The sequence below is a fragment of the Wolbachia endosymbiont (group A) of Cydia amplana genome (assembly GCF_964028495.1).
Taxonomy (GTDB): Bacteria; Pseudomonadota; Alphaproteobacteria; order Rickettsiales; family Anaplasmataceae; genus Wolbachia; species Wolbachia pipientis.
In genome coordinates this window covers 922,320-939,525 of record NZ_OZ034792.1, presented here as the reverse complement: position 1 = coordinate 939,525, position 17,206 = coordinate 922,320, and the positions used below count along the sequence as shown (strand labels likewise).

General features: G+C 34.5%; 30 protein-coding genes and 2 tRNA genes. All 32 read left to right on the top strand.

What is annotated here, in order from left to right:
• The first annotated feature begins 70 nt into the window (after positions 1 to 70).
• The 32 genes from ABWU40_RS04660 to atpA all read left to right on the top strand — a co-directional run bounded on the left by ABWU40_RS04660 (position 71) and on the right by atpA (position 17,198).
• Positions 71 to 153: transfer RNA gene (locus ABWU40_RS04660), tRNA-Tyr, on the top strand.
• A gap of 4 nt (positions 154 to 157) precedes the next feature.
• Positions 158 to 228, top strand: a tRNA-Gly gene (locus ABWU40_RS04655).
• A gap of 78 nt (positions 229 to 306) precedes the next feature.
• Positions 307 to 1,479: an elongation factor Tu gene (gene tuf, locus ABWU40_RS04650; protein ID WP_010962759.1), complete on the top strand. Its 1,173-nt coding sequence runs from the start codon at positions 307 to 309 to the stop codon at positions 1,477 to 1,479.
• Positions 1,480 to 1,493: 14 nt separating this feature from the next.
• The gene (rpsJ, locus tag ABWU40_RS04645; protein WP_012673184.1) at positions 1,494 to 1,814 is read left to right on the top strand and encodes a 30S ribosomal protein S10; all 321 of its coding nucleotides are present in this window, start codon (positions 1,494 to 1,496) and stop codon (positions 1,812 to 1,814) included.
• Positions 1,815 to 1,823: 9 nt separating this feature from the next.
• Positions 1,824 to 2,546, top strand: a complete 723-nt coding sequence (gene rplC / locus ABWU40_RS04640; RefSeq protein ID WP_006279218.1) for a 50S ribosomal protein L3 — start codon at positions 1,824 to 1,826, stop codon at positions 2,544 to 2,546.
• 2 nt (positions 2,547 to 2,548) lie between these two features.
• On the top strand, positions 2,549 to 3,163 hold the full coding sequence (gene rplD / locus ABWU40_RS04635) for a 50S ribosomal protein L4 (protein WP_015589145.1): 615 nt from the start codon (positions 2,549 to 2,551) through the stop codon (positions 3,161 to 3,163).
• Positions 3,160 to 3,447: a 50S ribosomal protein L23 gene (locus tag ABWU40_RS04630; RefSeq protein WP_015589144.1), complete on the top strand. Its 288-nt coding sequence runs from the start codon at positions 3,160 to 3,162 to the stop codon at positions 3,445 to 3,447. Before rplD ends, ABWU40_RS04630 begins: the two co-directional genes overlap by 4 nt.
• Before the next feature lies 1 nt (position 3,448).
• On the top strand, positions 3,449 to 4,273 hold the full coding sequence (rplB, locus tag ABWU40_RS04625; RefSeq protein WP_015589143.1) for a 50S ribosomal protein L2: 825 nt from the start codon (positions 3,449 to 3,451) through the stop codon (positions 4,271 to 4,273).
• Positions 4,274 to 4,276: 3 nt separating this feature from the next.
• A complete protein-coding gene (gene rpsS / locus ABWU40_RS04620; RefSeq protein WP_006279181.1) occupies positions 4,277 to 4,561 on the top strand; it encodes a 30S ribosomal protein S19 in 285 nt (94 codons plus the stop codon).
• Between the two features lie 5 nt (positions 4,562 to 4,566).
• Entirely contained in the window at positions 4,567 to 4,914 is a 348-nt protein-coding gene (gene rplV, locus ABWU40_RS04615) for a 50S ribosomal protein L22 (RefSeq protein WP_141456926.1), read from the top strand.
• Positions 4,915 to 4,953: 39 nt separating this feature from the next.
• On the top strand, positions 4,954 to 5,568 hold the full coding sequence (gene rpsC / locus ABWU40_RS04610; protein ID WP_353279145.1) for a 30S ribosomal protein S3: 615 nt from the start codon (positions 4,954 to 4,956) through the stop codon (positions 5,566 to 5,568).
• Positions 5,569 to 5,582: 14 nt separating this feature from the next.
• A complete protein-coding gene (gene rplP, locus ABWU40_RS04605) occupies positions 5,583 to 5,996 on the top strand; it encodes a 50S ribosomal protein L16 (RefSeq protein WP_010962752.1) in 414 nt (137 codons plus the stop codon).
• Positions 5,997 to 6,007: 11 nt separating this feature from the next.
• On the top strand, positions 6,008 to 6,211 hold the full coding sequence (gene rpmC / locus ABWU40_RS04600; RefSeq protein WP_006279350.1) for a 50S ribosomal protein L29: 204 nt from the start codon (positions 6,008 to 6,010) through the stop codon (positions 6,209 to 6,211).
• Positions 6,204 to 6,440: a 30S ribosomal protein S17 gene (gene rpsQ / locus ABWU40_RS04595; protein WP_007549925.1), complete on the top strand. Its 237-nt coding sequence runs from the start codon at positions 6,204 to 6,206 to the stop codon at positions 6,438 to 6,440. The genes rpmC and rpsQ overlap by 8 nt, the downstream gene beginning before the upstream one ends.
• Before the next feature lie 13 nt (positions 6,441 to 6,453).
• The gene (rplN, locus tag ABWU40_RS04590) at positions 6,454 to 6,813 is read left to right on the top strand and encodes a 50S ribosomal protein L14 (RefSeq protein WP_006279348.1); all 360 of its coding nucleotides are present in this window, start codon (positions 6,454 to 6,456) and stop codon (positions 6,811 to 6,813) included.
• Positions 6,813 to 7,130: a 50S ribosomal protein L24 gene (rplX, locus tag ABWU40_RS04585; protein ID WP_141456928.1), complete on the top strand. Its 318-nt coding sequence runs from the start codon at positions 6,813 to 6,815 to the stop codon at positions 7,128 to 7,130. Before rplN ends, rplX begins: the two co-directional genes overlap by 1 nt.
• 6 nt (positions 7,131 to 7,136) lie before the next feature.
• Positions 7,137 to 7,670, top strand: a complete 534-nt coding sequence (gene rplE / locus ABWU40_RS04580; RefSeq protein WP_010962750.1) for a 50S ribosomal protein L5 — start codon at positions 7,137 to 7,139, stop codon at positions 7,668 to 7,670.
• Between the two features lie 16 nt (positions 7,671 to 7,686).
• On the top strand, positions 7,687 to 7,995 hold the full coding sequence (rpsN, locus tag ABWU40_RS04575) for a 30S ribosomal protein S14 (protein ID WP_006279345.1): 309 nt from the start codon (positions 7,687 to 7,689) through the stop codon (positions 7,993 to 7,995).
• A gap of 21 nt (positions 7,996 to 8,016) precedes the next feature.
• Positions 8,017 to 8,412 carry a 30S ribosomal protein S8 gene (rpsH, locus tag ABWU40_RS04570; protein ID WP_007551150.1) on the top strand — a complete coding sequence of 132 codons (396 nt, stop codon included), beginning with the start codon at positions 8,017 to 8,019 and terminating at the stop codon, positions 8,410 to 8,412.
• Positions 8,413 to 8,428: 16 nt separating this feature from the next.
• Entirely contained in the window at positions 8,429 to 8,974 is a 546-nt protein-coding gene (gene rplF / locus ABWU40_RS04565; RefSeq protein WP_353279144.1) for a 50S ribosomal protein L6, read from the top strand.
• 5 nt (positions 8,975 to 8,979) lie between these two features.
• A complete protein-coding gene (gene rplR / locus ABWU40_RS04560) occupies positions 8,980 to 9,351 on the top strand; it encodes a 50S ribosomal protein L18 (RefSeq protein ID WP_006279867.1) in 372 nt (123 codons plus the stop codon).
• A gap of 12 nt (positions 9,352 to 9,363) precedes the next feature.
• Complete coding sequence (gene rpsE, locus ABWU40_RS04555) at positions 9,364 to 9,876, top strand: 30S ribosomal protein S5 (RefSeq protein ID WP_010962748.1); 513 nt, start codon at positions 9,364 to 9,366, stop codon at positions 9,874 to 9,876.
• 3 nt (positions 9,877 to 9,879) lie between these two features.
• Positions 9,880 to 10,350, top strand: coding sequence for a 50S ribosomal protein L15 (rplO, locus tag ABWU40_RS04550; protein WP_141456930.1), 471 nt, complete (start codon positions 9,880 to 9,882; stop codon positions 10,348 to 10,350).
• Positions 10,351 to 10,353: 3 nt separating this feature from the next.
• Complete coding sequence (secY, locus tag ABWU40_RS04545) at positions 10,354 to 11,682, top strand: preprotein translocase subunit SecY (RefSeq protein ID WP_010962747.1); 1,329 nt, start codon at positions 10,354 to 10,356, stop codon at positions 11,680 to 11,682.
• On the top strand, positions 11,679 to 12,320 hold the full coding sequence (locus ABWU40_RS04540) for an adenylate kinase family protein (RefSeq protein ID WP_007550178.1): 642 nt from the start codon (positions 11,679 to 11,681) through the stop codon (positions 12,318 to 12,320). The genes secY and ABWU40_RS04540 overlap by 4 nt, the downstream gene beginning before the upstream one ends.
• Positions 12,321 to 12,379: 59 nt before the next feature.
• Entirely contained in the window at positions 12,380 to 12,748 is a 369-nt protein-coding gene (gene rpsM / locus ABWU40_RS04535; RefSeq protein ID WP_010962745.1) for a 30S ribosomal protein S13, read from the top strand.
• 24 nt (positions 12,749 to 12,772) lie between these two features.
• Positions 12,773 to 13,159 (top strand): 30S ribosomal protein S11, encoded by a 387-nt coding sequence (gene rpsK, locus ABWU40_RS04530; RefSeq protein ID WP_015589137.1) that lies wholly within the window; start codon positions 12,773 to 12,775, stop codon positions 13,157 to 13,159.
• A gap of 21 nt (positions 13,160 to 13,180) precedes the next feature.
• Positions 13,181 to 14,248, top strand: coding sequence for a DNA-directed RNA polymerase subunit alpha (locus tag ABWU40_RS04525; protein WP_012673178.1), 1,068 nt, complete (start codon positions 13,181 to 13,183; stop codon positions 14,246 to 14,248).
• Positions 14,249 to 14,255: 7 nt separating this feature from the next.
• Entirely contained in the window at positions 14,256 to 14,684 is a 429-nt protein-coding gene (gene rplQ, locus ABWU40_RS04520; protein WP_007550873.1) for a 50S ribosomal protein L17, read from the top strand.
• Between the two features lie 23 nt (positions 14,685 to 14,707).
• On the top strand, positions 14,708 to 15,058 hold the full coding sequence (locus tag ABWU40_RS04515) for a YraN family protein (protein ID WP_012673177.1): 351 nt from the start codon (positions 14,708 to 14,710) through the stop codon (positions 15,056 to 15,058).
• 41 nt (positions 15,059 to 15,099) lie between these two features.
• Positions 15,100 to 15,660 carry an ATP synthase F1 subunit delta gene (atpH, locus tag ABWU40_RS04510; protein ID WP_010962742.1) on the top strand — a complete coding sequence of 187 codons (561 nt, stop codon included), beginning with the start codon at positions 15,100 to 15,102 and terminating at the stop codon, positions 15,658 to 15,660.
• Complete coding sequence (gene atpA / locus ABWU40_RS04505) at positions 15,657 to 17,198, top strand: F0F1 ATP synthase subunit alpha (protein ID WP_012673176.1); 1,542 nt, start codon at positions 15,657 to 15,659, stop codon at positions 17,196 to 17,198. The genes atpH and atpA overlap by 4 nt, the downstream gene beginning before the upstream one ends.
• Positions 17,199 to 17,206: the final 8 nt, after the last annotated feature.

The window sequence follows — 17,206 nt, the reverse complement described above, 5'->3', positions numbered from 1 at the left end:
CGTTTAGTATTAAATACAATAAGAGCTTAAGTTAAGATGCTAAAATAGTATTCTCTTAACAAATTTTTGCGGAGGAGTGACCGAGTGGTTAAAGGTAACAGACTGTAAATCTGTCCGCGTGAGCGTACGTAGGTTCGAATCCTACCTCCTCCATTGTGCGGGTATAGCTCAATGGTAGAGCTCTAGCCTTCCAAGCTAGTGACGTGGGTTCGATTCCCACTATCCGCTCTTTTTTTTGTTGTATTTTTATAAAATCAACATATTATTTATTGATGTATTTGTATTTTAGGTAGAAAAGTTTAAATTATGACAGCAATAGTGGAAGCATTTGGAAAGCCGCATGTAAATGTGGGAACAATAGGACATGTGGATCATGGGAAGACGACATTAACAGCGGCGATAACGAAGCATTATGGAAATTTTGTAGCGTACGATCAGATAGATAAAGCGCCAGAAGAAAGGAAGAGGGGGATAACGATAGCAACAGCGCATGTTGAGTATCAGACGGAAAAAAGGCATTATGCACACGTTGATTGTCCTGGACACGCTGACTATGTAAAGAACATGATAGTAGGTGCAGCACAGATGGATGCGGCGATATTGGTAGTGTCGGGGGTTGATGGGCCAATGCCACAAACGAGAGAGCATATATTGCTGGCGAAGCAGGTAGGTGTTGGATATATCGTGGTGTATATAAATAAAGCTGATGTTGCTGATGCTGATATGATAGATTTAGTAGAAATGGAAGTGAGGGAATTACTGAGTAAATACGGATTTCCAGGGGATGAAGTGCCTGTGGTGGTTGGTTCAGCGCTCAAGGCGCTGGAGGATGACAGCAGCGAATATGGAAAGAAATCAATAGACAAATTGATGGAAAAGTTAGATGAATATGTAGCGGTTCCACCAAGGCCTGTGGATTTACCATTTTTATTGCCAATCGAAGATGTATTTTCGATATCGGGGCGAGGAACAGTGGTAACAGGAAGAATAGAGAAGGGAGAGATAAAGACGGGAGAAGAGATAGAGATAATAGGTCTGAAAGCGACGCAAAAGACGATATGCACAGGTGTTGAGATGTTTAAGAAGTTGCTGGATAAGGGAAGTGCAGGACTCAATGTAGGAATATTGTTAAGAGGAACAAAAAGAGAAGAAGTGGAGAGAGGGCAAGTATTAGCGAAACCGGGGACGATAACACCGCATAGAAAGTTTAAGGCGGAGGTTTATATATTAAAGAAAGAGGAAGGAGGAAGGCATACACCATTTTTTGCGAATTACCAGCCACAGTTTTATTTAAGGACAACGGATGTAACTGGGAGCATAAAATTGCTAGATGGGAAGGAGATGGTAATGCCAGGAGATAATGTGAGTGTAGAAGTAGAATTGCAAGTACCGATAGCAATGGATAAGGGATTGCGTTTTGCGATAAGAGAAGGCGGTAGAACTGTTGGTTCTGGTGTTGTTTCTGAAATTTTGGAGTGAGTGTAGTAACTAAGATGAAGCAAGATATATATATTAACATTAAGGCTTTCGATTGTTCTTTATTGGAGGAGTGTGTTCGAAAATTTGTTGATGAATTAAAGCGGTCCAGTGCAAAATTATCTGGTCCGATTGCGTTGCCAAGGAAAGATTCTAAATTTATTGTTAATAGATCTCCTCACGTTGATAAAAAATCTCGTGAACAGTTTGAAATGAGAACTTCTAGGCGTTTGATTGTTTTACATGATCTTACTCCTACTATGATGCAGATGCTTACAGGTTTATCTTTTTCTGCTGGCGTAGAAGTGGATTTAAAAGTCAAGGAAGTTAAGGTTTAGGAGAAGGAAATGAAGAGAATAAATTCGCTGAGGAGAATTGGTTTACTAATGATGAATATTGGTCATACTGCTATGTATTCTGACAATAGTCGCATGGCTGTAACTTTATTGCATCTCAGCGAAACTTATATTATTGATATAAAAGGACAAGATAAATGTGGCTATAATTCAGTCATTTTAGGCACAGGAGATTTTAAAAATATAGCAAAACCTCAGTTGGAATATTTAAAGAAAAAGGGTATAAATAATAAATGTAAGTTATACGAAAGTAGATTAAATGACCTGTCGGGAATAGAATGTGGTAAAAAAGTGGGAATCAATCATTTTGTGGTTGGTCAATATCTTGATATTACGGGTTATTCTATAGGTAAAGGATTTGCTGGTGTGATGAAGCGGCATAATTTCAGTGGGCTTAGGGCATCTCATGGTGTTTCTATTGCTCACAGATCACAAGGTTCCACTGGCCAATGTCAGGATCCTGGTAGAGTATTCAAAGGAAAGAAAATGGCTGGTCATTTAGGTAACAGCAGGATAACTGCACAAAATATGAAGATATTATCCATTGATCATGAAAATAGTATAATTGCTGTGAAGGGTAATAATGTTCCTGGGTTTAAAAATTCCTATGTTTTTGTAAGAGATGCAGTTAAAAAATCTTTACATAAAGATGTTCCTTTTCCGGTAGGTTTACTGTTAGATGTAAATGATGATGCTAGTAATTTGGTAAGTTAGTTATGGAATGTAATTTAGTTAATCTATCTAATGATAATGTAGGTACTGCTCAGCTCAATCCTTTGATATTTTCTGCTAAGCAAAAATTGAGTATTTTGCATGATATAGTGAGATGGCAATTAGCGAAGAGAAGAGCTGGTACTCATAAAACAAAAGGTATTAGTGATGTCTCTGGTACAACAGCTAAACCTTATGATCAAAAACGTACCGGTAGGGCAAGACAAGGGAGCTTGCGATCTCCTCAATTTAGAGGTGGTGGGATTATTTTCGGCCCTGTTGTGAGGAGTCATACTTATTCTCTTAATAAGAAGGTACGCAAATTTGGTTTAAAAATTGCTTTATCTCTAAAGTATTTAAATAATCAAGTAATTATTCTGGATAATTTAAATATTGATGTGAAGAAAACGTCTGAAATGTGTAAATGTATTAAAAATTTTAAATTTTCTTCCTTTTTGATAGTTGGTGATTATGGAGATGATTTGTTGCGTGCGGCTAAAAACTTGCACTATGTAGACTTAATCAAACCTATTGGGTTAAATGTTTTTGATATATTGAATCACGAATGCGTGATGTTGACAAAGGATACTTTAAAGCATCTTGAAGGTAGATTGTTATGATCAAATATAATAATATAATAAAATCTCCTATAATTACAGAAAAGGCCTCTTTTTTGAGGGAGAAGTTTAATAAATATTCTTTGTATGTTTTTGTAAATGTAAATAAGCGTCAAATAAAGTTGGCAATAGAGTCTCTATTTGATGTTAAAATTTCTTCTATAAATGTTGTTAGAATTAAGCCTAAATATAGGCGTTTTAGGGGTGTGATTGGTTGTGAAAAACAGAAAAAGAAAGTTTATTTTTCTTTGATGGATGGTCAAAAATTAGATATAATGAGCGTTTAGTATGGGTATGAAATTTTTTAATCCTGTTACTCCGTCTTCTCGTGGGACTGTGTTAGTAAGTAAAGTTGGTTTATCAAAAGATGAGCCAGAAAAGTCTCTTACATCCGGTAAAAAGTCCAGTGGTGGAAGAAATAATCATGGTAGAATTACAACTCGTCATAGGGGTGGTGGTCACAAAAAGAAGTATAGAGTGATAGATTTTAAGCGTAATAGAAGTGGTCAAGGTATAGTTGAAAAAATAGAGTATGACCCAAATAGAAGTGGGTTTTTGGCGTTAATATCATATAAGGAAGATGATATTAAGTCTTATATATTAGCTCCTCAAGGTATGAAGCCAGGTGATGTTGTTACAGCTGGGAATGATGCTGATATTTTGCCAGGGAATTGTTTACTACTCAAGCATATACCTGTTGGTTCTTTCGTTCATAATGTTGAGCTGAAGCCAGGTAATGGTGCTGCGATTGCTAGAGCTGCTGGTTGTTATGCACAAATCGTTGGTCGTGATGGCCAATATGTTTTATTACGACTCAGGTCTGGTCAAATTAGGTTGATTTTATCTTCTTGCAAGGCTACTATTGGTGTAGTATCTAACCCTGACCATAAGAATAGAAAGTTGGGTAAAGCTGGGAGAAGTAGGTGGCTTGGGATTAGACCTACTGTACGTGGAGTTGCAATGAATCCGGTTGACCATCCTCATGGAGGCGGGGAAGGAAAAACCTCTGGTGGTCGTCATCCTGTTACTCCTTGGGGTGTTGCAACAAAAGGAAAGAAAACTCGAAGGAGAAATAAATCTAGTGATAAGTATATAAAACAATTGAAAGGTTAGTTTATGAGTAGATCTGCATGGAAGCCTCCTTTTTGTCATCCTTCTATATTAAAGTCGGTGAATAATGCTTTAAACAAGGGGTTTGTTAACATGGCTATAAAAGTTCATTCCAGGGCTTCTGTAATTCTTCCTAATTGTTTAGGTTTAAAGTTTGCTGTTTATAATGGTAAGGATTACATTCCTGTGAATGTTAATGATCAGAATATGATAGGTCATAAGTTTGGTGAGTTTTCACCCACTCGTAAATTTACTGGGCATAGTGGTGATAAAAAGGCGACAAGAAGGTAATTGATATGAAAAACAGAGATGTAATAGTTAAAGCTGGTTCTAGGGTTTTAAAATCAACTCCTCGTAAATTGAATTTGGTTGCTGGTTTAGTACGTAATAAAAAAGTTTCTTTTGCCACTGTGCAATTAAGATTTTGTGAAAAGAAAGCTGCAGGTCTTATAAGGAAGGTATTAAATTCTGCGATTGCTAATGCTCAAAATTATGGATTGGATATCGATAATTTATATATAAAAGAAATTTTAATAGGTAAGTCTCTTACTTTGCGTAGGGTATTTCCAAAAGCTATGGGTAGAGCTAATAGAGTTAGTAAACGTTATAGTAATATAACTGTAAAATTGGGGGAAATTATATGATTCATAAAAATAGAAAATTAATAAGGAAAGTGCAAAAATATGGGAAACGTTAATCCTAAAGGATTTAGGTTAAAAATAATTAATACTTGGTCATCTATTTGGTATGCTGAGAAGGGTTATAAACAAGGGTTGCATCAAGATTTATCTATTCGCAGTTATATAAATGAATCTTTTAAGCATGCTGGTGTTTCTAAAGTAATTATAGAGCGTACGATCGATTTGGTATCTGTAATAATACATTCTTCTAGACCTGGAGTGATAATAGGTAAGAAAGGCTCGGATATTGAGAAGATAAAGCAAAAGATAGCTGAAAAAGTAGAAAATAATGTGGAAGTGAATGTAGTAGGGGTTAAAAGGTCTGAAATAGATGCAGTTTTAATATCAAACAGCATTGCACAGCAGTTAGAAAAAAGGGTTTCATTTAGAAGAGCGATGAAAAAAGCTATTCAAAGTTGTTTGAGGATGGGTGCTAGAGGTATTAAAGTAAGTTGTTCTGGGCGCCTTGGCGGAGCTGAGATAGCTCGTACTGAGTGGTATAAAGAAGGCCGTTTGCCTTTGCATACTTTACGTGCTAATATAGATTATGCTTTTGCTGAAGCAAAAACTATATATGGCATCATAGGAGTTAAGGTCTGGGTTTATATTGGTAACTAATTAGGTATATTGAAATGTTTATTCCTAAAAAAAGTAAATATAAAAAAGTATTTAAAGGACGAATTAAGGGTAACACGAAAGGTGGTAGCACATTATCTTTTGGAGATTATGGTCTAAAGGCTATGGAAGCAGGTAGGATTCAATCTAAGCATATTGAAACTGCAAGGCGTGTAATATCTAGAACATTAAAACGCTCTGGTAAAGTGTGGATAAGAATTTTTCCTGATACCCCTGTTAGTAAAAAGCCGGCGGATGTGCGTATGGGTAAAGGGAAAGGTAGTGTTGAGTTTTGGGTATTTAAAGCTAAGCCCGGTAGAATGTTGTTTGAAATTAGCAGTGATGTTCCCATGCATTTAGCAAGATTGGCGCTTGAAAAGGCAACTGCTAAGCTTCCTATGAAGTGTAAATTTGTATCTAATCATAATTAAATGGAGTTGCAATGGATATAGCTGACATTGAATCGAGGTCCTCGCAAGAATTGCATGAAATTCTTGTGAATTTGAGAAAAGAGTTTGTTAATTTGGTTTTTCAAAAGAAGCTGGGCCAGTGCAACAATATTTCGCGTTTTAGCTTAATAAGAAAGAGCATAGCTCGTATTTTAACTACATTAAATAAAAGAAGAAGAGAGGAAAAGAATGCCTAAAAAGGTTTTTTGTGGTACTGTAACTAAGGCTAAGTGTGATAAGACTGTAAAGGTTTCGGTATTACAAGTGTATAAGGATGAGCTGTATAAAAAGGTTATAAAAAAATACAAGAAGTATACAGCACATGATGAGAATAATAGTTGTAAAGAAGGGGACAAGGTTTTAATACAAGAACACAAGCCTATTTCTACTACTAAAAAATGGGTTATTGTTAATAGCTCACATTGAATAGGATATTTATATGATTCAAAAAAATACATTGTTGGAAGTAGCTGATAATTCTGGTGCGCGTGCAGTGCTTTGTATTGGTTTATTGGGTGGTAGAAAATCTGCATCTATAGGTGACACAGTTATTGTATCTACTAAATCTATTACTCCAAGAGGGAAAGTTGAGAAGGGAAAAGTATATAGAGCAGTTGTGGTGAGGGTGAAAAGCCCTATTAGAAAATCTGATGGTTCTGTAATTCGTTTTTCTAGCAATGCTGTAGTTTTGATTAATGATCAAGGTGAACCACTTGGCACTCGGGTGTTTGGTCCGGTAAAAAAGTTATCATCTGGTTCTTTTATGAAGATAATGTCATTAGCTGTTGAGGTTTTATAATGAGTGCTAAAATAAAAAGTGGTGACAACGTTATAGTTTTAACTGGTAAAGATAAGGGAAAAATTGGTAAGGTAATCAAAGTTATAGCACGTGATGCTAAAAAGAAAGTAATTGTTTCTGGAGTGAATGTGCATAAGAGACATACTAAACCAAAAGCTGGTAGTAGTGGTGGTATATTAAATAAAGAGTTAGCTATTGATATATCCAACGTTGCAACATTGGACCCTAAATATAAAACTCCAACTAGAGTGGGGTTTAAGGTTATAGACGGTAGAAAAGTGCGTTTTGCAAAAGTTTCTGGAGAAGTGATAGATTAGGTTGATATGTTTAAAGAATTGTATAAAGATAGCATAGTAAAGTCCTTGAAGGATAAGTTTAATTACGGCAATATAATGCAAGTGCCTAAACTTGTCAAGGTGTGTATCAATATGGGCGTTGGAGATGCTGCTACAGATAGTAAAGCAATAAATGAACCACTTGATAGCCTATATTTGATTGCTGGGCAGAAGCCTTTATCAACTTTTGCAAAAAAATCTATTTCTGGCTTCAAGATCAGAAAAGGTGCTACAGTAGGTTGCAAAGTAACTTTGCGTAGAGATAAAATGTATGAGTTTTTAGAAAGATTGATATATATTGCTTTGCCAAGGGAAAAAGATTTTAGAGGATTTAGTGTGAAGCAATTTGACGGTAATGGTAATTTTTCCTTTGGTATAAAGGAACATATCTCGTTTTTAGAAATAGACTATGATAAAATAAGTAAAATTAGAGGTATGGATATTAATATTATAACAAGTGCAGTTAGTGATAAGGAAGCAAAGGAATTATTACTGGCTCTTAAATTTCCTTTTTTTGATTAATTGAGAGGAGAAATATATGGCAAAAAAATCTATGATAGAAAGAAATCTTCGCAGAATAAAGTTGTGCGATCAATATAAAGAAAAAAGAGAAAAATTGAAATCTATAATAAATAATAAGAATTTGTCTATTGTAGAAAGGTTTACAGCTCAAAATAAATTAATTAAAAAATTGCCTAGAAATTCTTCTAAAACCAAAATTAGAAATAGGTGTGCTTTAACTGGGAGACCAAGAGGAGTATATAGAAAATTTGGTTTATGTAGAATTGTTTTGCGTGATTTATGTTCTTTTGGGCAAATTCCAGGAGTTACAAAGTCTAGTTGGTAAATATAATATAAGGAGTATATTGTGGCGTTATCTGATAGTATTGGTGATTTTTTAACAAGGATACGTAATGCTCAATTGGCAATGCATAGGGCAACAAGGGTACTATTTTCTAAGATGAATTCTTCTATATTGGAGATTTTAAAAGAGGAAGGGTATATCCTTGATTATGAAAAGCAAGTTGTAGATAATTTACCTTCTTTCATTGTAAAATTGAAGTATTATGAGAAGTCACCTGTAATTAGTGACATAGTTAGGGTGTCAAAGCCTGGTTGTCGTCGTTATTCTAAGTATAAGGACATTTCTAAAGCATATAATGGTCTTGGTATTTTTATTATATCGACACCCAAAGGAGTGATGACTGATTATAATGCACATAAGTTAAAGGTTGGTGGAGAAGTTTTGTGTCGTGTGTTTTAAATAATAGGAGAAATTCATGTCTCGTATAGGTGCTGCTCCTATCAATATTCCTGCTGGTGTTTCAGTTGAATATAATAATGGTAGTATGTTAATAAAGAGCGCTAAGGCTGAAAAGGAAGTTAGCTTGATCAGGGATGTTGTGTGTCAGATTATTGATAATCAGCTATTGCTTTCTGTTGATCAAGATAAAGATAATTATGATAAAATAAAGCCTATGTGGGGCACTTATAGGAGTAATATTAATAATATCATTAACGGCATGGTTGATGGTTTTTCTGTTAATCTTGAGATTAACGGTGTGGGATATAAGGCAGAGTGTGATGGTAAGTATTTGACTTTATATCTTGGTTATAGCCATAATGTTAAATATAAAGTGCCTAAAGATGTTGAGATTAAGTGCATAAAGCCAACTCACTTAGTAGTTAGTGGTATGGATAAGCAGAAGGTCTATACGGTGGCGTCTGATATATGCAAAATTAGAAAATATGATCCTTATAAAGGTAAGGGTGTTGTAATAAAAGGCAAATTTATGCTGCGTAAGGTTGTAAGTAAAAAGAAGTAATAAAAATGAAAAGATCGTATAATTTTTTAAGTAATTCTGAAAAAAGGAAGTTACGTAATAGAGCGAAGCTTGACAAGAGCGCTGAACGTTTACGTATATCCATATTTAAATCTAATAGGCATTTTTATGTCCAGTTAATTAATGATGTAAAAGGAATAACTCTCACTTCAGCTTCTACTTTGGATGCTAAAATTAAGGATGTATGTAAAGGGAAAGTCAACGCTGAAACTATAAAACAGGTTTCTTCTTTAATGGTTGAGCGTCTGTCTGGCATGAAATTAGAGCAGCAGCTTACGTTTGATCGTGGAGCGTATAAATACACAGGATTAGTTTCTCAATTTGCTGAGGCTTTAAGAAGTTCTGGATTTGAATTTTAGAAGGTTTTGAATATGGCTATAAAGAATTTACAAAATAATAATGATTTATCAGAGCTTTTAGTTTCGGTACGAAGAGTGACAACGGTTACCAAAGGTGGTAGAAGATTTTCATTTTCAATTTTGGTTGTTGTTGGCGATGAGAAGGGTAGGGTAGGGTGTGGAATAGGTAAGCACGCAGAAGTTGCTGAAGCAAGAGTCAAAGCTGTAAATGCTGCAAAGAAATCAATGATTAGAGTGTACTTGCGTGAAGGTAGAACTTTGCATCATGATATTAAAGCTAAATTTTGTTCTGGTGAGATAGTTTTAAGAACCGCAAGAGCCGGAACAGGTATTATTGCTGGTGGAGCGATTAGATCAGTTTTTGAGGTGTTAGGTATAAAGGATGTGGTAGCTAAATCCACTAGATCAAATAATCCTCATAACGTTATATGTGCGGTGTTTAAGGCTTTTGATAGTATGTTATCTCCTCGTCAGGTAGCAAGCAAAAGAGGCAAAAAGATTAGCGAGATAGTTGGAAACAGGTAAAGTATGAATAATGCTGTAAAATTAAACTCTATATTTACTAAATTATCTAAGAAAAAGAAGCCTAAGTTGCTGGGTAGAGGTATCGGTTGTGGTAAAGGTAAAACATCCGGTAGAGGGCATAAAGGGCAGAAGGCTAGAAGTGGAGTTTCTATAAATGGTTTTGAGGGTGGACAACAGTCTATATATACTCGTTTGCCTAAAAGAGGTTTTAAGCCTATACGTAGGAGCATATACTCTATAATTAATGTTGGCGATATACAGCGCTTAATGGAAGCTAAAAAAATAGTGAAAGACTCTGTTATAGATAAGGAGAGGCTGTATAAATTAGGTTTTATAAAGTCTATTAAGGATAAAATTAAACTTCTTAATAAAGGTAAGTTGAGCGAAAAATTTGTGTTTCATGTTGATTTTGCGTCAGAAGCTGCAAAAAAATCTGTAGCTTCAGTTTGTGGTAGTGTGGAAATACTATCGTAAGTCATGGGCAATAAATCAGCATTTAATAGCTTGGATCCTACGTTGTTATATAAAGGCGATTTATTAAAGCGTATATTTTTTACGCTAATAGCTTTAATTTGCTATCGCTTGGGTACTTATGTGCCTATTCCTGGAATTAATCTTGATGTAATTAATGATATATTTCCCAAAGATGGCTCAGGCGTTTTTGGAGTATTTAATTTATTTTCTGGTGGTGCATTGGCTAGAATGACAATTCTAGCATTGAACGTTATGCCATATATAATGGCTTCTATCATTATTCAGTTACTTTCTTCTGCGATTAAAGGAATGAAGGAAGTTAAGAATGATGGAGAGTCAGGCCGTAGAAAGATGAATTCTTATATACGCTATCTGACCATAGTAATTTGTGTATTTCAATCAATTCCAATTTTGGTTGGATTGGAAGGGATGAATAGGGAAGGGGTATTGGTTGTAATCGAACCTGGTGTTATGTTTCGTACAATAGGTGTTTTCAGCCTTTTAGGTGGAACTATGCTTTTAATATGGCTTGGTGAACGAATCAGCGCTAGCGGTATAGGCAATGGTATCTCATTAATCATTTTCACGGGTATAATATCAGAGTTACACAGCGCTTTGTCATCTTTGTTAACGTTAAATAAAAACGGTAGCGTATCGTTATTTATTATCCTTTTTGTTTTGGTATTGTTTTTTTTGCTGCTACTCTTAGTCATTTTTGTAGAGTCTTCCTATAGAAAGGTTATTGTTCAACATCCTAAAAAGCAATTTAAAAGATTACATAATGACGATTTTACTTATATTCCATTGAAGATTAATTTATCTGGTGTAGTACCAACCATTTTTGCTAATGCAATTTTATTGACACCTATTTCAATTGCAAATTTCTATAAGGGGCACGCTTTTTCTGATTTTATTTTGAATTACTTTATGGCAAATAAAGTAGTATATATTGTAGCCTATTTGGTGCTGATAGTATTTTTTAATTTTTTCTATACCAATTTTATATTTAATCCAGAGGAAAACGCAGATTTTCTTAAAAAAAATGGTGGTTTTATACCTGGTAGAAGGCCTGGGAAACATACTTCTGATTACCTTCAAGATATAGTTTTTAAGTTGACATTCATTGGCTCTGCGTATTTGGTAGTCATATGTACTGTACCTGAAGTTATGAGATATTATTATGATATACCATTTATTTTTGGTGGGACGAGCTTACTGATTATAGTGAACGTTATTACTGATACTATTATGCAAATACAATCTTATATTTTTTCAAATAGGTACGACAACTGGATAAAGAAATATGAGTCTAAAACGAGGAAAGTAAGATGATCATTACGATTTTTGGTCCTCCAGGTTCTGGTAAAGGTACTCAGTCAAGCTTGTTAATAGCAAAATATAATTTAAAATTAATTTCAGTAGGGGATTTATTAAGGAATATTATATCTAGCAGTAGTGAGTTAGGTAAAAAAATAAAGGGTACCGTGGAATCTGGTAATTTAATTCAAGATGAAATTATATGTGGATTATTACGTGACCAGCTTGCATTAGTGGATGATAATTGCTTATTAGATGGTTTTCCGAGAAATTTAAACCAGGCTCATTTTTTGACTCAAGTTTTGCAAGAAAAATATAATAGGGATGTTGACATTGTAGTTGAGCTGCAGCTTGACGATAATATTGCAATCGATAGGTTAAAAAATCGTCTCGCGTGTTTGGACTGTAAAAGCATATATAGTGTATCTTCTTTTAAGAGTACTACTTGTGCTAAATGTAAAAGTACGAGGTTAGAGAAAAGAATTGATGATGCTGATATGTCTGCAATTAATAAGAGAATAAGTGAATATCACCTTCAAATGAAAGGTTTACGCGAGTATTATAAAGGCAAATTATTAACAATTGACGCTAATTTGAGTGTTGATGAGGTAACGCAAGAGATTGAAAGTAAAATTTCTTGTAATTTGGTTTGACTCTGAGTTGTTTTATGGTATAAATTAAGAGTTGTTATTAATAAAGTATCGAGGTACCAGTGGCACGTATTGCAGGCATAAATATTCCAGTGAGGAAATGTGTTCCTTTTGCATTAACTTATATATATGGTATAGGTATTGCTACTGCGAATGTAATTTGTCACGCTTGCGAAGTTGATAAGCGCAAACGTGTTTCAGAATTACGAGATGAAGATATAGAAAAGATCAGCGGTTTCATTAGACAAAATTATGTTATAGAAGGTGAGCTCAGAAAAGAAGTGGCTATGAACATAAAATCTTTAGTGGAAATGGGATGCTATAGAGGGGTGAGACATAGAAAAGGTTTACCTGTGAGAGGGCAAAGGACTCATACTAATGCTAAGACTCGTAAAGGTAGATCTCGGTTGCCTATTGCTGGGAAAAAATAAAATTTATTATTATTGTGAGTTTTAATGAAAAAAGTCAAAACGGTTAGTAAGAGTAAGAAGGAGTTTATTACTGGTGTTGTCCATATTCGTGCAACTTTTAATAATACTTTTGTAAATGTAACTGATGTTCATGGTAATACGCTATGTCAAACTTCTGTGGGTGCATGTGGTTTTTCAGGTTCGAGAAAATCCACACCTTATGCTGCAGGTAAGGCTGCGGAGTCTGCTGCGAAGAACGCAATGGAGAGATTTGGTATGAAGGTTGTCTCTGTAATAATTCGCGGTCCTGGCTTTGGTACCGAAGCTGCGGTTAAAGCACTTCAGAGCTGTGGGTTGACTGTGACTTCAATTGCAGATAAAACCGCAATTCCTCATAATGGGTGCAGGTTAAGAAAAAAAAGAAGAGTATAGGATATTTGAAAAGGTTGTTTTATGTATTATAATAATGATGTTTCTCTCTGTAGCAATTTAGATAAATTGATTAAACCTAGTTCAGTTAAGGTAATATCAGATGATTCAAGTGAAAAAAGTGATATAGTGCTAGAACCGTTGGAAAGTGGTTTTGCTTTAACATTAGGTAATGCATTAAGACGTGTAATGTTATCTTCTCTTAAAGGTAGTGCTGTTTATGGAATAAAAATTGAAGGTGTAACTCATGAGTTCACTTCAATTCAAGGGGTGAGAGAAGACGTAACTGATATAGTATTAAATATGGGTATGTTGAGGTGTAAATTAAATGGTGCTTCTAATAAATGCTTAAATTTAAACGCTAAAGGGCCTTGCCAGGTATTAGCTGGGATGATAGAAACTGATGATCAATGCTCTATTGTTAATAAAGATTTGTTAATATGTACGCTGGGGCAAAATGTGGAGCTTAACATGACCATATATGTGGCTAGCGGAAAAGGTTATCTTCCTGTAACTAAATATAAAGAAAATGAACTTTTGAAGCTTATGAGTGAACAGGATTTAATTGGTTTTATTCCAGTTAATGCTTTGTATAGCCCTGTCAACAGGGTTTCGTACAGGGTAGAGAACAGTCGTGTTGGCCAAGTGACTGATAAGGATAAGCTGATATTGTCAATTGAAACTGATGGTACAATTTCTCCGAGTCAAGCTGTTGACTCTGCTGCAAGAATATTACAGGAGCAACTTCAGCCCTTTATTAGTTCTGATGTAAGTTATAAAAAATCGCAGGTTTCTTCGTCTAGTGGTGCTAAAGATTTGGGTTATGACCCTGTCTTATTGCGTAAGGTAGATGAAATGGAATTATCTGTCAGGTCTCATAACTGTCTGAAAAACGAAAACATCACTTATATAGGTGATCTTGTGCAAAAGACAGAAGGTGAAATGTTAAGAACTGCTAATTTTGGCAGAAAGTCTTTGAATGAGATTAAGGCAGTTTTGACTAATTTTGGCTTGTCTTTGGGTATGAATGTGCTAAACTGGCCACCTAAGGATATAGATGAGTTGGCTAAACAACATACTGATGAAGATTAGGTGATATATGAAACATGGAATAAAAAAACGTAAACTATCTCGTTGTACTGAACATAGATTATCGACGTTAAAGAATCTATCTATCTCATTAATTAACCATGAGCAGATTGTAACTACTTTACCAAAAGCTAAGGAACTTCGTCCATATGTCGAAAAGTTTATTACAATTGCTAAGAATAAGAATACTTTACATGGTAGAAGACTTTTGCTTTCACGCCTTCATAATAGTAAGTTAGCAGTTGATAAGTTATTAAACGTCTTAGCCAGCCGTTATCAAGATCGTAAAGGTGGGTATTCTAGAATAATAAAATTTAGCACTCGAAAGGGTGATTGCGCTTCAATGGCAGTGATAGAACTGGTTGATAGGGATATTGCAGCAAGAGGTAAGGTTTATAGTAAAAATAAAGAAGGAGGCAAAGTAGTTACACAAAGTTAATTGTTATCATAATTGTTCTTCTTGTGGTAAGTAGGTTACGCTACTTTGTAGGTTACTTTGGCGAGTTATTAGTTTTAGTATATTTAAAACTGAAATGGTATAATGTTATAAAACGCCGTTACCGTTGTAAGTTCGGTGAAATTGACTTAATTGTATCTAAAAAAAAGGAGCTGATTTTTATAGAAGTTAAAACAAGTTTACTTGGAAAAGAAATACCGATATCTCATCTTCAATGTCAGTCTATTATAAATTCTTCTAAGTATTTCTTAAGTAAAAACCTTAGTTTTTTAGATTATTCAGTCAGATATGATTTATATTTTCTTTCCTTAAAGAGAAGACCTGTTTATATAAAAAATGCTTGGATTGAAGAATGAAAGATTTGTAGCTGAATTAATTTAGATTTACTGGATTTAATATGAAAAAGACCCAATACAATAATTTAGTTTCATCTTACGCTAGAGTGCTATTTCATGTCTCAGGAAGCAGGTTAGGTATTATAAGGAAAGAAGTAGAATTTTTGTTGGCTTTTTTTAAGGATCAACGTGATGTTTTTGTGTACCTATCTCATCCTATGATTTCTTTTGCACACAAAAAAGAAGTGATGCTTTCTATAAATGAGCACTTGAGTGAGAATTTAGTAAAATTTATTATGGTTATATTTGCAAATAAACGCTCTAGTTTATTGATCCTTATATTAGAAAAATTCTTAAGTCTTGCAAGAGAAAATGAGAATGAATTCGAAATTACTATAAAGTCAGCAGAAACTTTAAAGGAATCTGATATAAAAATAATTACTGAATCTTTGAGCTTTCTTGGTAAAATAATAAAAGTAAGCAATGTGGTTGACCCTTCTATACTAGGTGGCTTCGTAGTTAGGTATGGTTTTAATTTGATCGATGCTTCGCTAAAAAGTTACTTGGATAGGTTAGTTGACTTAAGTAAAATGGAAATATTAAAAGTAAGGAATTTTGTATGAAGAACAGTATGAATGTTTCTGAGATAGCAAGTATAATAAGAGAAAAGGTTGAGACGTTTGATAATCCTATAAAGCGGGAAAATATAGGTGAAGTAATTTCAGTAACAGATGGTATCGCATTGGTTTATGGGCTGGAAAAAGCAAAATTCGGTGAAAAGGTATTTTTTGCAAGTGGTGTAGAAGGAATAGTTCTCGATTTAGATCATGATACGGCTGGAATAGTTGTGCTTGGTAATGACCGTGATGTGAAAGAAGGGGACGTTGTAAAATGTAGTGGTGATGTTGTGCAGGTGCCTGTAGGGCATGAATTGTTAGGGAGAGTTGTAAATGCGTTGGGCCATCCTATGGACGACGGTGGGGAAATTAGAGCCAAAAACAGAATGGATATAGAATCTAAAGCGCCAGGCATTATTGATCGTAAGTCTGTGCATGAGCCACTGCAAACAGGAATTAAAATTATAGATTTGCTAATTCCAATAGGTAGAGGGCAGCGTGAATTAATTATTGGTGATAGACAAATTGGTAAAACTACTATTGCGCTTGATACTATTATCAATCAGAAGAAGATTAACGATGAGGTAAACGAAAATCAAAAAGTTTACTGTGTTTATGTTGCTATTGGGCAAAAAATTTCAACAGTAGCAAAAGTGGTAAATAAGCTGAAAGAAAGCGGAGCATTAGAGTATACAACTGTAGTTGTGGCTAGTGCATCTGACTGCGCGCCTATGCAATTTTTAGCACCTTATGCTGGTTGCACTATTGGGGAATTTTTCCGTGACAATGGAATGCATTGTTTGATTATATATGATGATTTATCTAAGCATGCTGTGGCATATAGGCAGATGTCTTTATTGCTCAGACGTCCTCCTGGTCGTGAAGCTTACCCTGGAGATATATTCTATGTACATTCTCGCTTGCTTGAAAGAGCTGCTAAAATGTCTGATAAAAAAGGGCAGGGTTCTTTAACTGCTTTGCCAATTGTCGAAACTCAAGCTGGTGATGTATCTGCATATGTGCCAACAAATGTTATTTCAATTACCGATGGGCAGATCTTTCTTGAGTCTGAATTATTTTATAAAGGATTTCGACCTGCAGTAAATATAGGTTTGTCAGTTTCACGGGTTGGTTCTGCTGCACAACTAAAGTCTGTGAAGAAAGTTGCTGGTTCTATAAAGCTAAGCTTAGCTCAGTATAGAGAATTAGAAGATTTTGCAAAATTTGGTTCTGATCTTGATGCTAGTGTTCAATTATCCTTGAATAAGGGTAAATATCTTGTCGAGTTATTAAAGCAAAAACAACATTTACCTATGTCAATAGAAGAGCAAGTAGTGCTGATGTATATTTTTTCTAACCTATATAATCAGTTAAGTAAAATACAAATAAGTTACATTAATAAATTTGAACATGATCTTATTAATTATTTTCATACTGTACACCCTGGGGTTTTAAAAAAGTTGTCAAATGACATGAGTGATGATATAAAAGGTGATATTTTTAACATTGTGAGTAATTTCGTTACTCAATTTAATTGCGTTTAGGTGGTGAT

What these genes read in the sequence shown, in the direction of transcription:
- tuf (WP_010962759.1), top strand. Translation starts at nt 307, where the DNA reads ATGACAGCAATAGTGGAAGCATTTGGAAAGCCGCATGTAAATGTGGGA.
- rpsJ (WP_012673184.1), top strand. Translation starts at nt 1,494, where the DNA reads ATGAAGCAAGATATATATATTAACATTAAGGCTTTCGATTGTTCTTTA.
- rplC (WP_006279218.1), top strand. Translation starts at nt 1,824, where the DNA reads ATGAAGAGAATAAATTCGCTGAGGAGAATTGGTTTACTAATGATGAAT.
- rplD (WP_015589145.1), top strand. Translation starts at nt 2,549, where the DNA reads ATGGAATGTAATTTAGTTAATCTATCTAATGATAATGTAGGTACTGCT.
- ABWU40_RS04630 (WP_015589144.1), top strand. Translation starts at nt 3,160, where the DNA reads ATGATCAAATATAATAATATAATAAAATCTCCTATAATTACAGAAAAG.
- rplB (WP_015589143.1), top strand. Translation starts at nt 3,449, where the DNA reads ATGGGTATGAAATTTTTTAATCCTGTTACTCCGTCTTCTCGTGGGACT.
- rpsS (WP_006279181.1), top strand. Translation starts at nt 4,277, where the DNA reads ATGAGTAGATCTGCATGGAAGCCTCCTTTTTGTCATCCTTCTATATTA.
- rplV (WP_141456926.1), top strand. Translation starts at nt 4,567, where the DNA reads ATGAAAAACAGAGATGTAATAGTTAAAGCTGGTTCTAGGGTTTTAAAA.
- rpsC (WP_353279145.1), top strand. Translation starts at nt 4,954, where the DNA reads ATGGGAAACGTTAATCCTAAAGGATTTAGGTTAAAAATAATTAATACT.
- rplP (WP_010962752.1), top strand. Translation starts at nt 5,583, where the DNA reads ATGTTTATTCCTAAAAAAAGTAAATATAAAAAAGTATTTAAAGGACGA.
- rpmC (WP_006279350.1), top strand. Translation starts at nt 6,008, where the DNA reads ATGGATATAGCTGACATTGAATCGAGGTCCTCGCAAGAATTGCATGAA.
- rpsQ (WP_007549925.1), top strand. Translation starts at nt 6,204, where the DNA reads ATGCCTAAAAAGGTTTTTTGTGGTACTGTAACTAAGGCTAAGTGTGAT.
- rplN (WP_006279348.1), top strand. Translation starts at nt 6,454, where the DNA reads ATGATTCAAAAAAATACATTGTTGGAAGTAGCTGATAATTCTGGTGCG.
- rplX (WP_141456928.1), top strand. Translation starts at nt 6,813, where the DNA reads ATGAGTGCTAAAATAAAAAGTGGTGACAACGTTATAGTTTTAACTGGT.
- rplE (WP_010962750.1), top strand. Translation starts at nt 7,137, where the DNA reads ATGTTTAAAGAATTGTATAAAGATAGCATAGTAAAGTCCTTGAAGGAT.
- rpsN (WP_006279345.1), top strand. Translation starts at nt 7,687, where the DNA reads ATGGCAAAAAAATCTATGATAGAAAGAAATCTTCGCAGAATAAAGTTG.
- rplF (WP_353279144.1), top strand. Translation starts at nt 8,429, where the DNA reads ATGTCTCGTATAGGTGCTGCTCCTATCAATATTCCTGCTGGTGTTTCA.
- rplR (WP_006279867.1), top strand. Translation starts at nt 8,980, where the DNA reads ATGAAAAGATCGTATAATTTTTTAAGTAATTCTGAAAAAAGGAAGTTA.
- rpsE (WP_010962748.1), top strand. Translation starts at nt 9,364, where the DNA reads ATGGCTATAAAGAATTTACAAAATAATAATGATTTATCAGAGCTTTTA.
- rplO (WP_141456930.1), top strand. Translation starts at nt 9,880, where the DNA reads ATGAATAATGCTGTAAAATTAAACTCTATATTTACTAAATTATCTAAG.
- secY (WP_010962747.1), top strand. Translation starts at nt 10,354, where the DNA reads ATGGGCAATAAATCAGCATTTAATAGCTTGGATCCTACGTTGTTATAT.
- ABWU40_RS04540 (WP_007550178.1), top strand. Translation starts at nt 11,679, where the DNA reads ATGATCATTACGATTTTTGGTCCTCCAGGTTCTGGTAAAGGTACTCAG.
- rpsK (WP_015589137.1), top strand. Translation starts at nt 12,773, where the DNA reads ATGAAAAAAGTCAAAACGGTTAGTAAGAGTAAGAAGGAGTTTATTACT.
- ABWU40_RS04525 (WP_012673178.1), top strand. Translation starts at nt 13,181, where the DNA reads ATGTATTATAATAATGATGTTTCTCTCTGTAGCAATTTAGATAAATTG.
- rplQ (WP_007550873.1), top strand. Translation starts at nt 14,256, where the DNA reads ATGAAACATGGAATAAAAAAACGTAAACTATCTCGTTGTACTGAACAT.
- atpH (WP_010962742.1), top strand. Translation starts at nt 15,100, where the DNA reads ATGAAAAAGACCCAATACAATAATTTAGTTTCATCTTACGCTAGAGTG.
- atpA (WP_012673176.1), top strand. Translation starts at nt 15,657, where the DNA reads ATGAAGAACAGTATGAATGTTTCTGAGATAGCAAGTATAATAAGAGAA.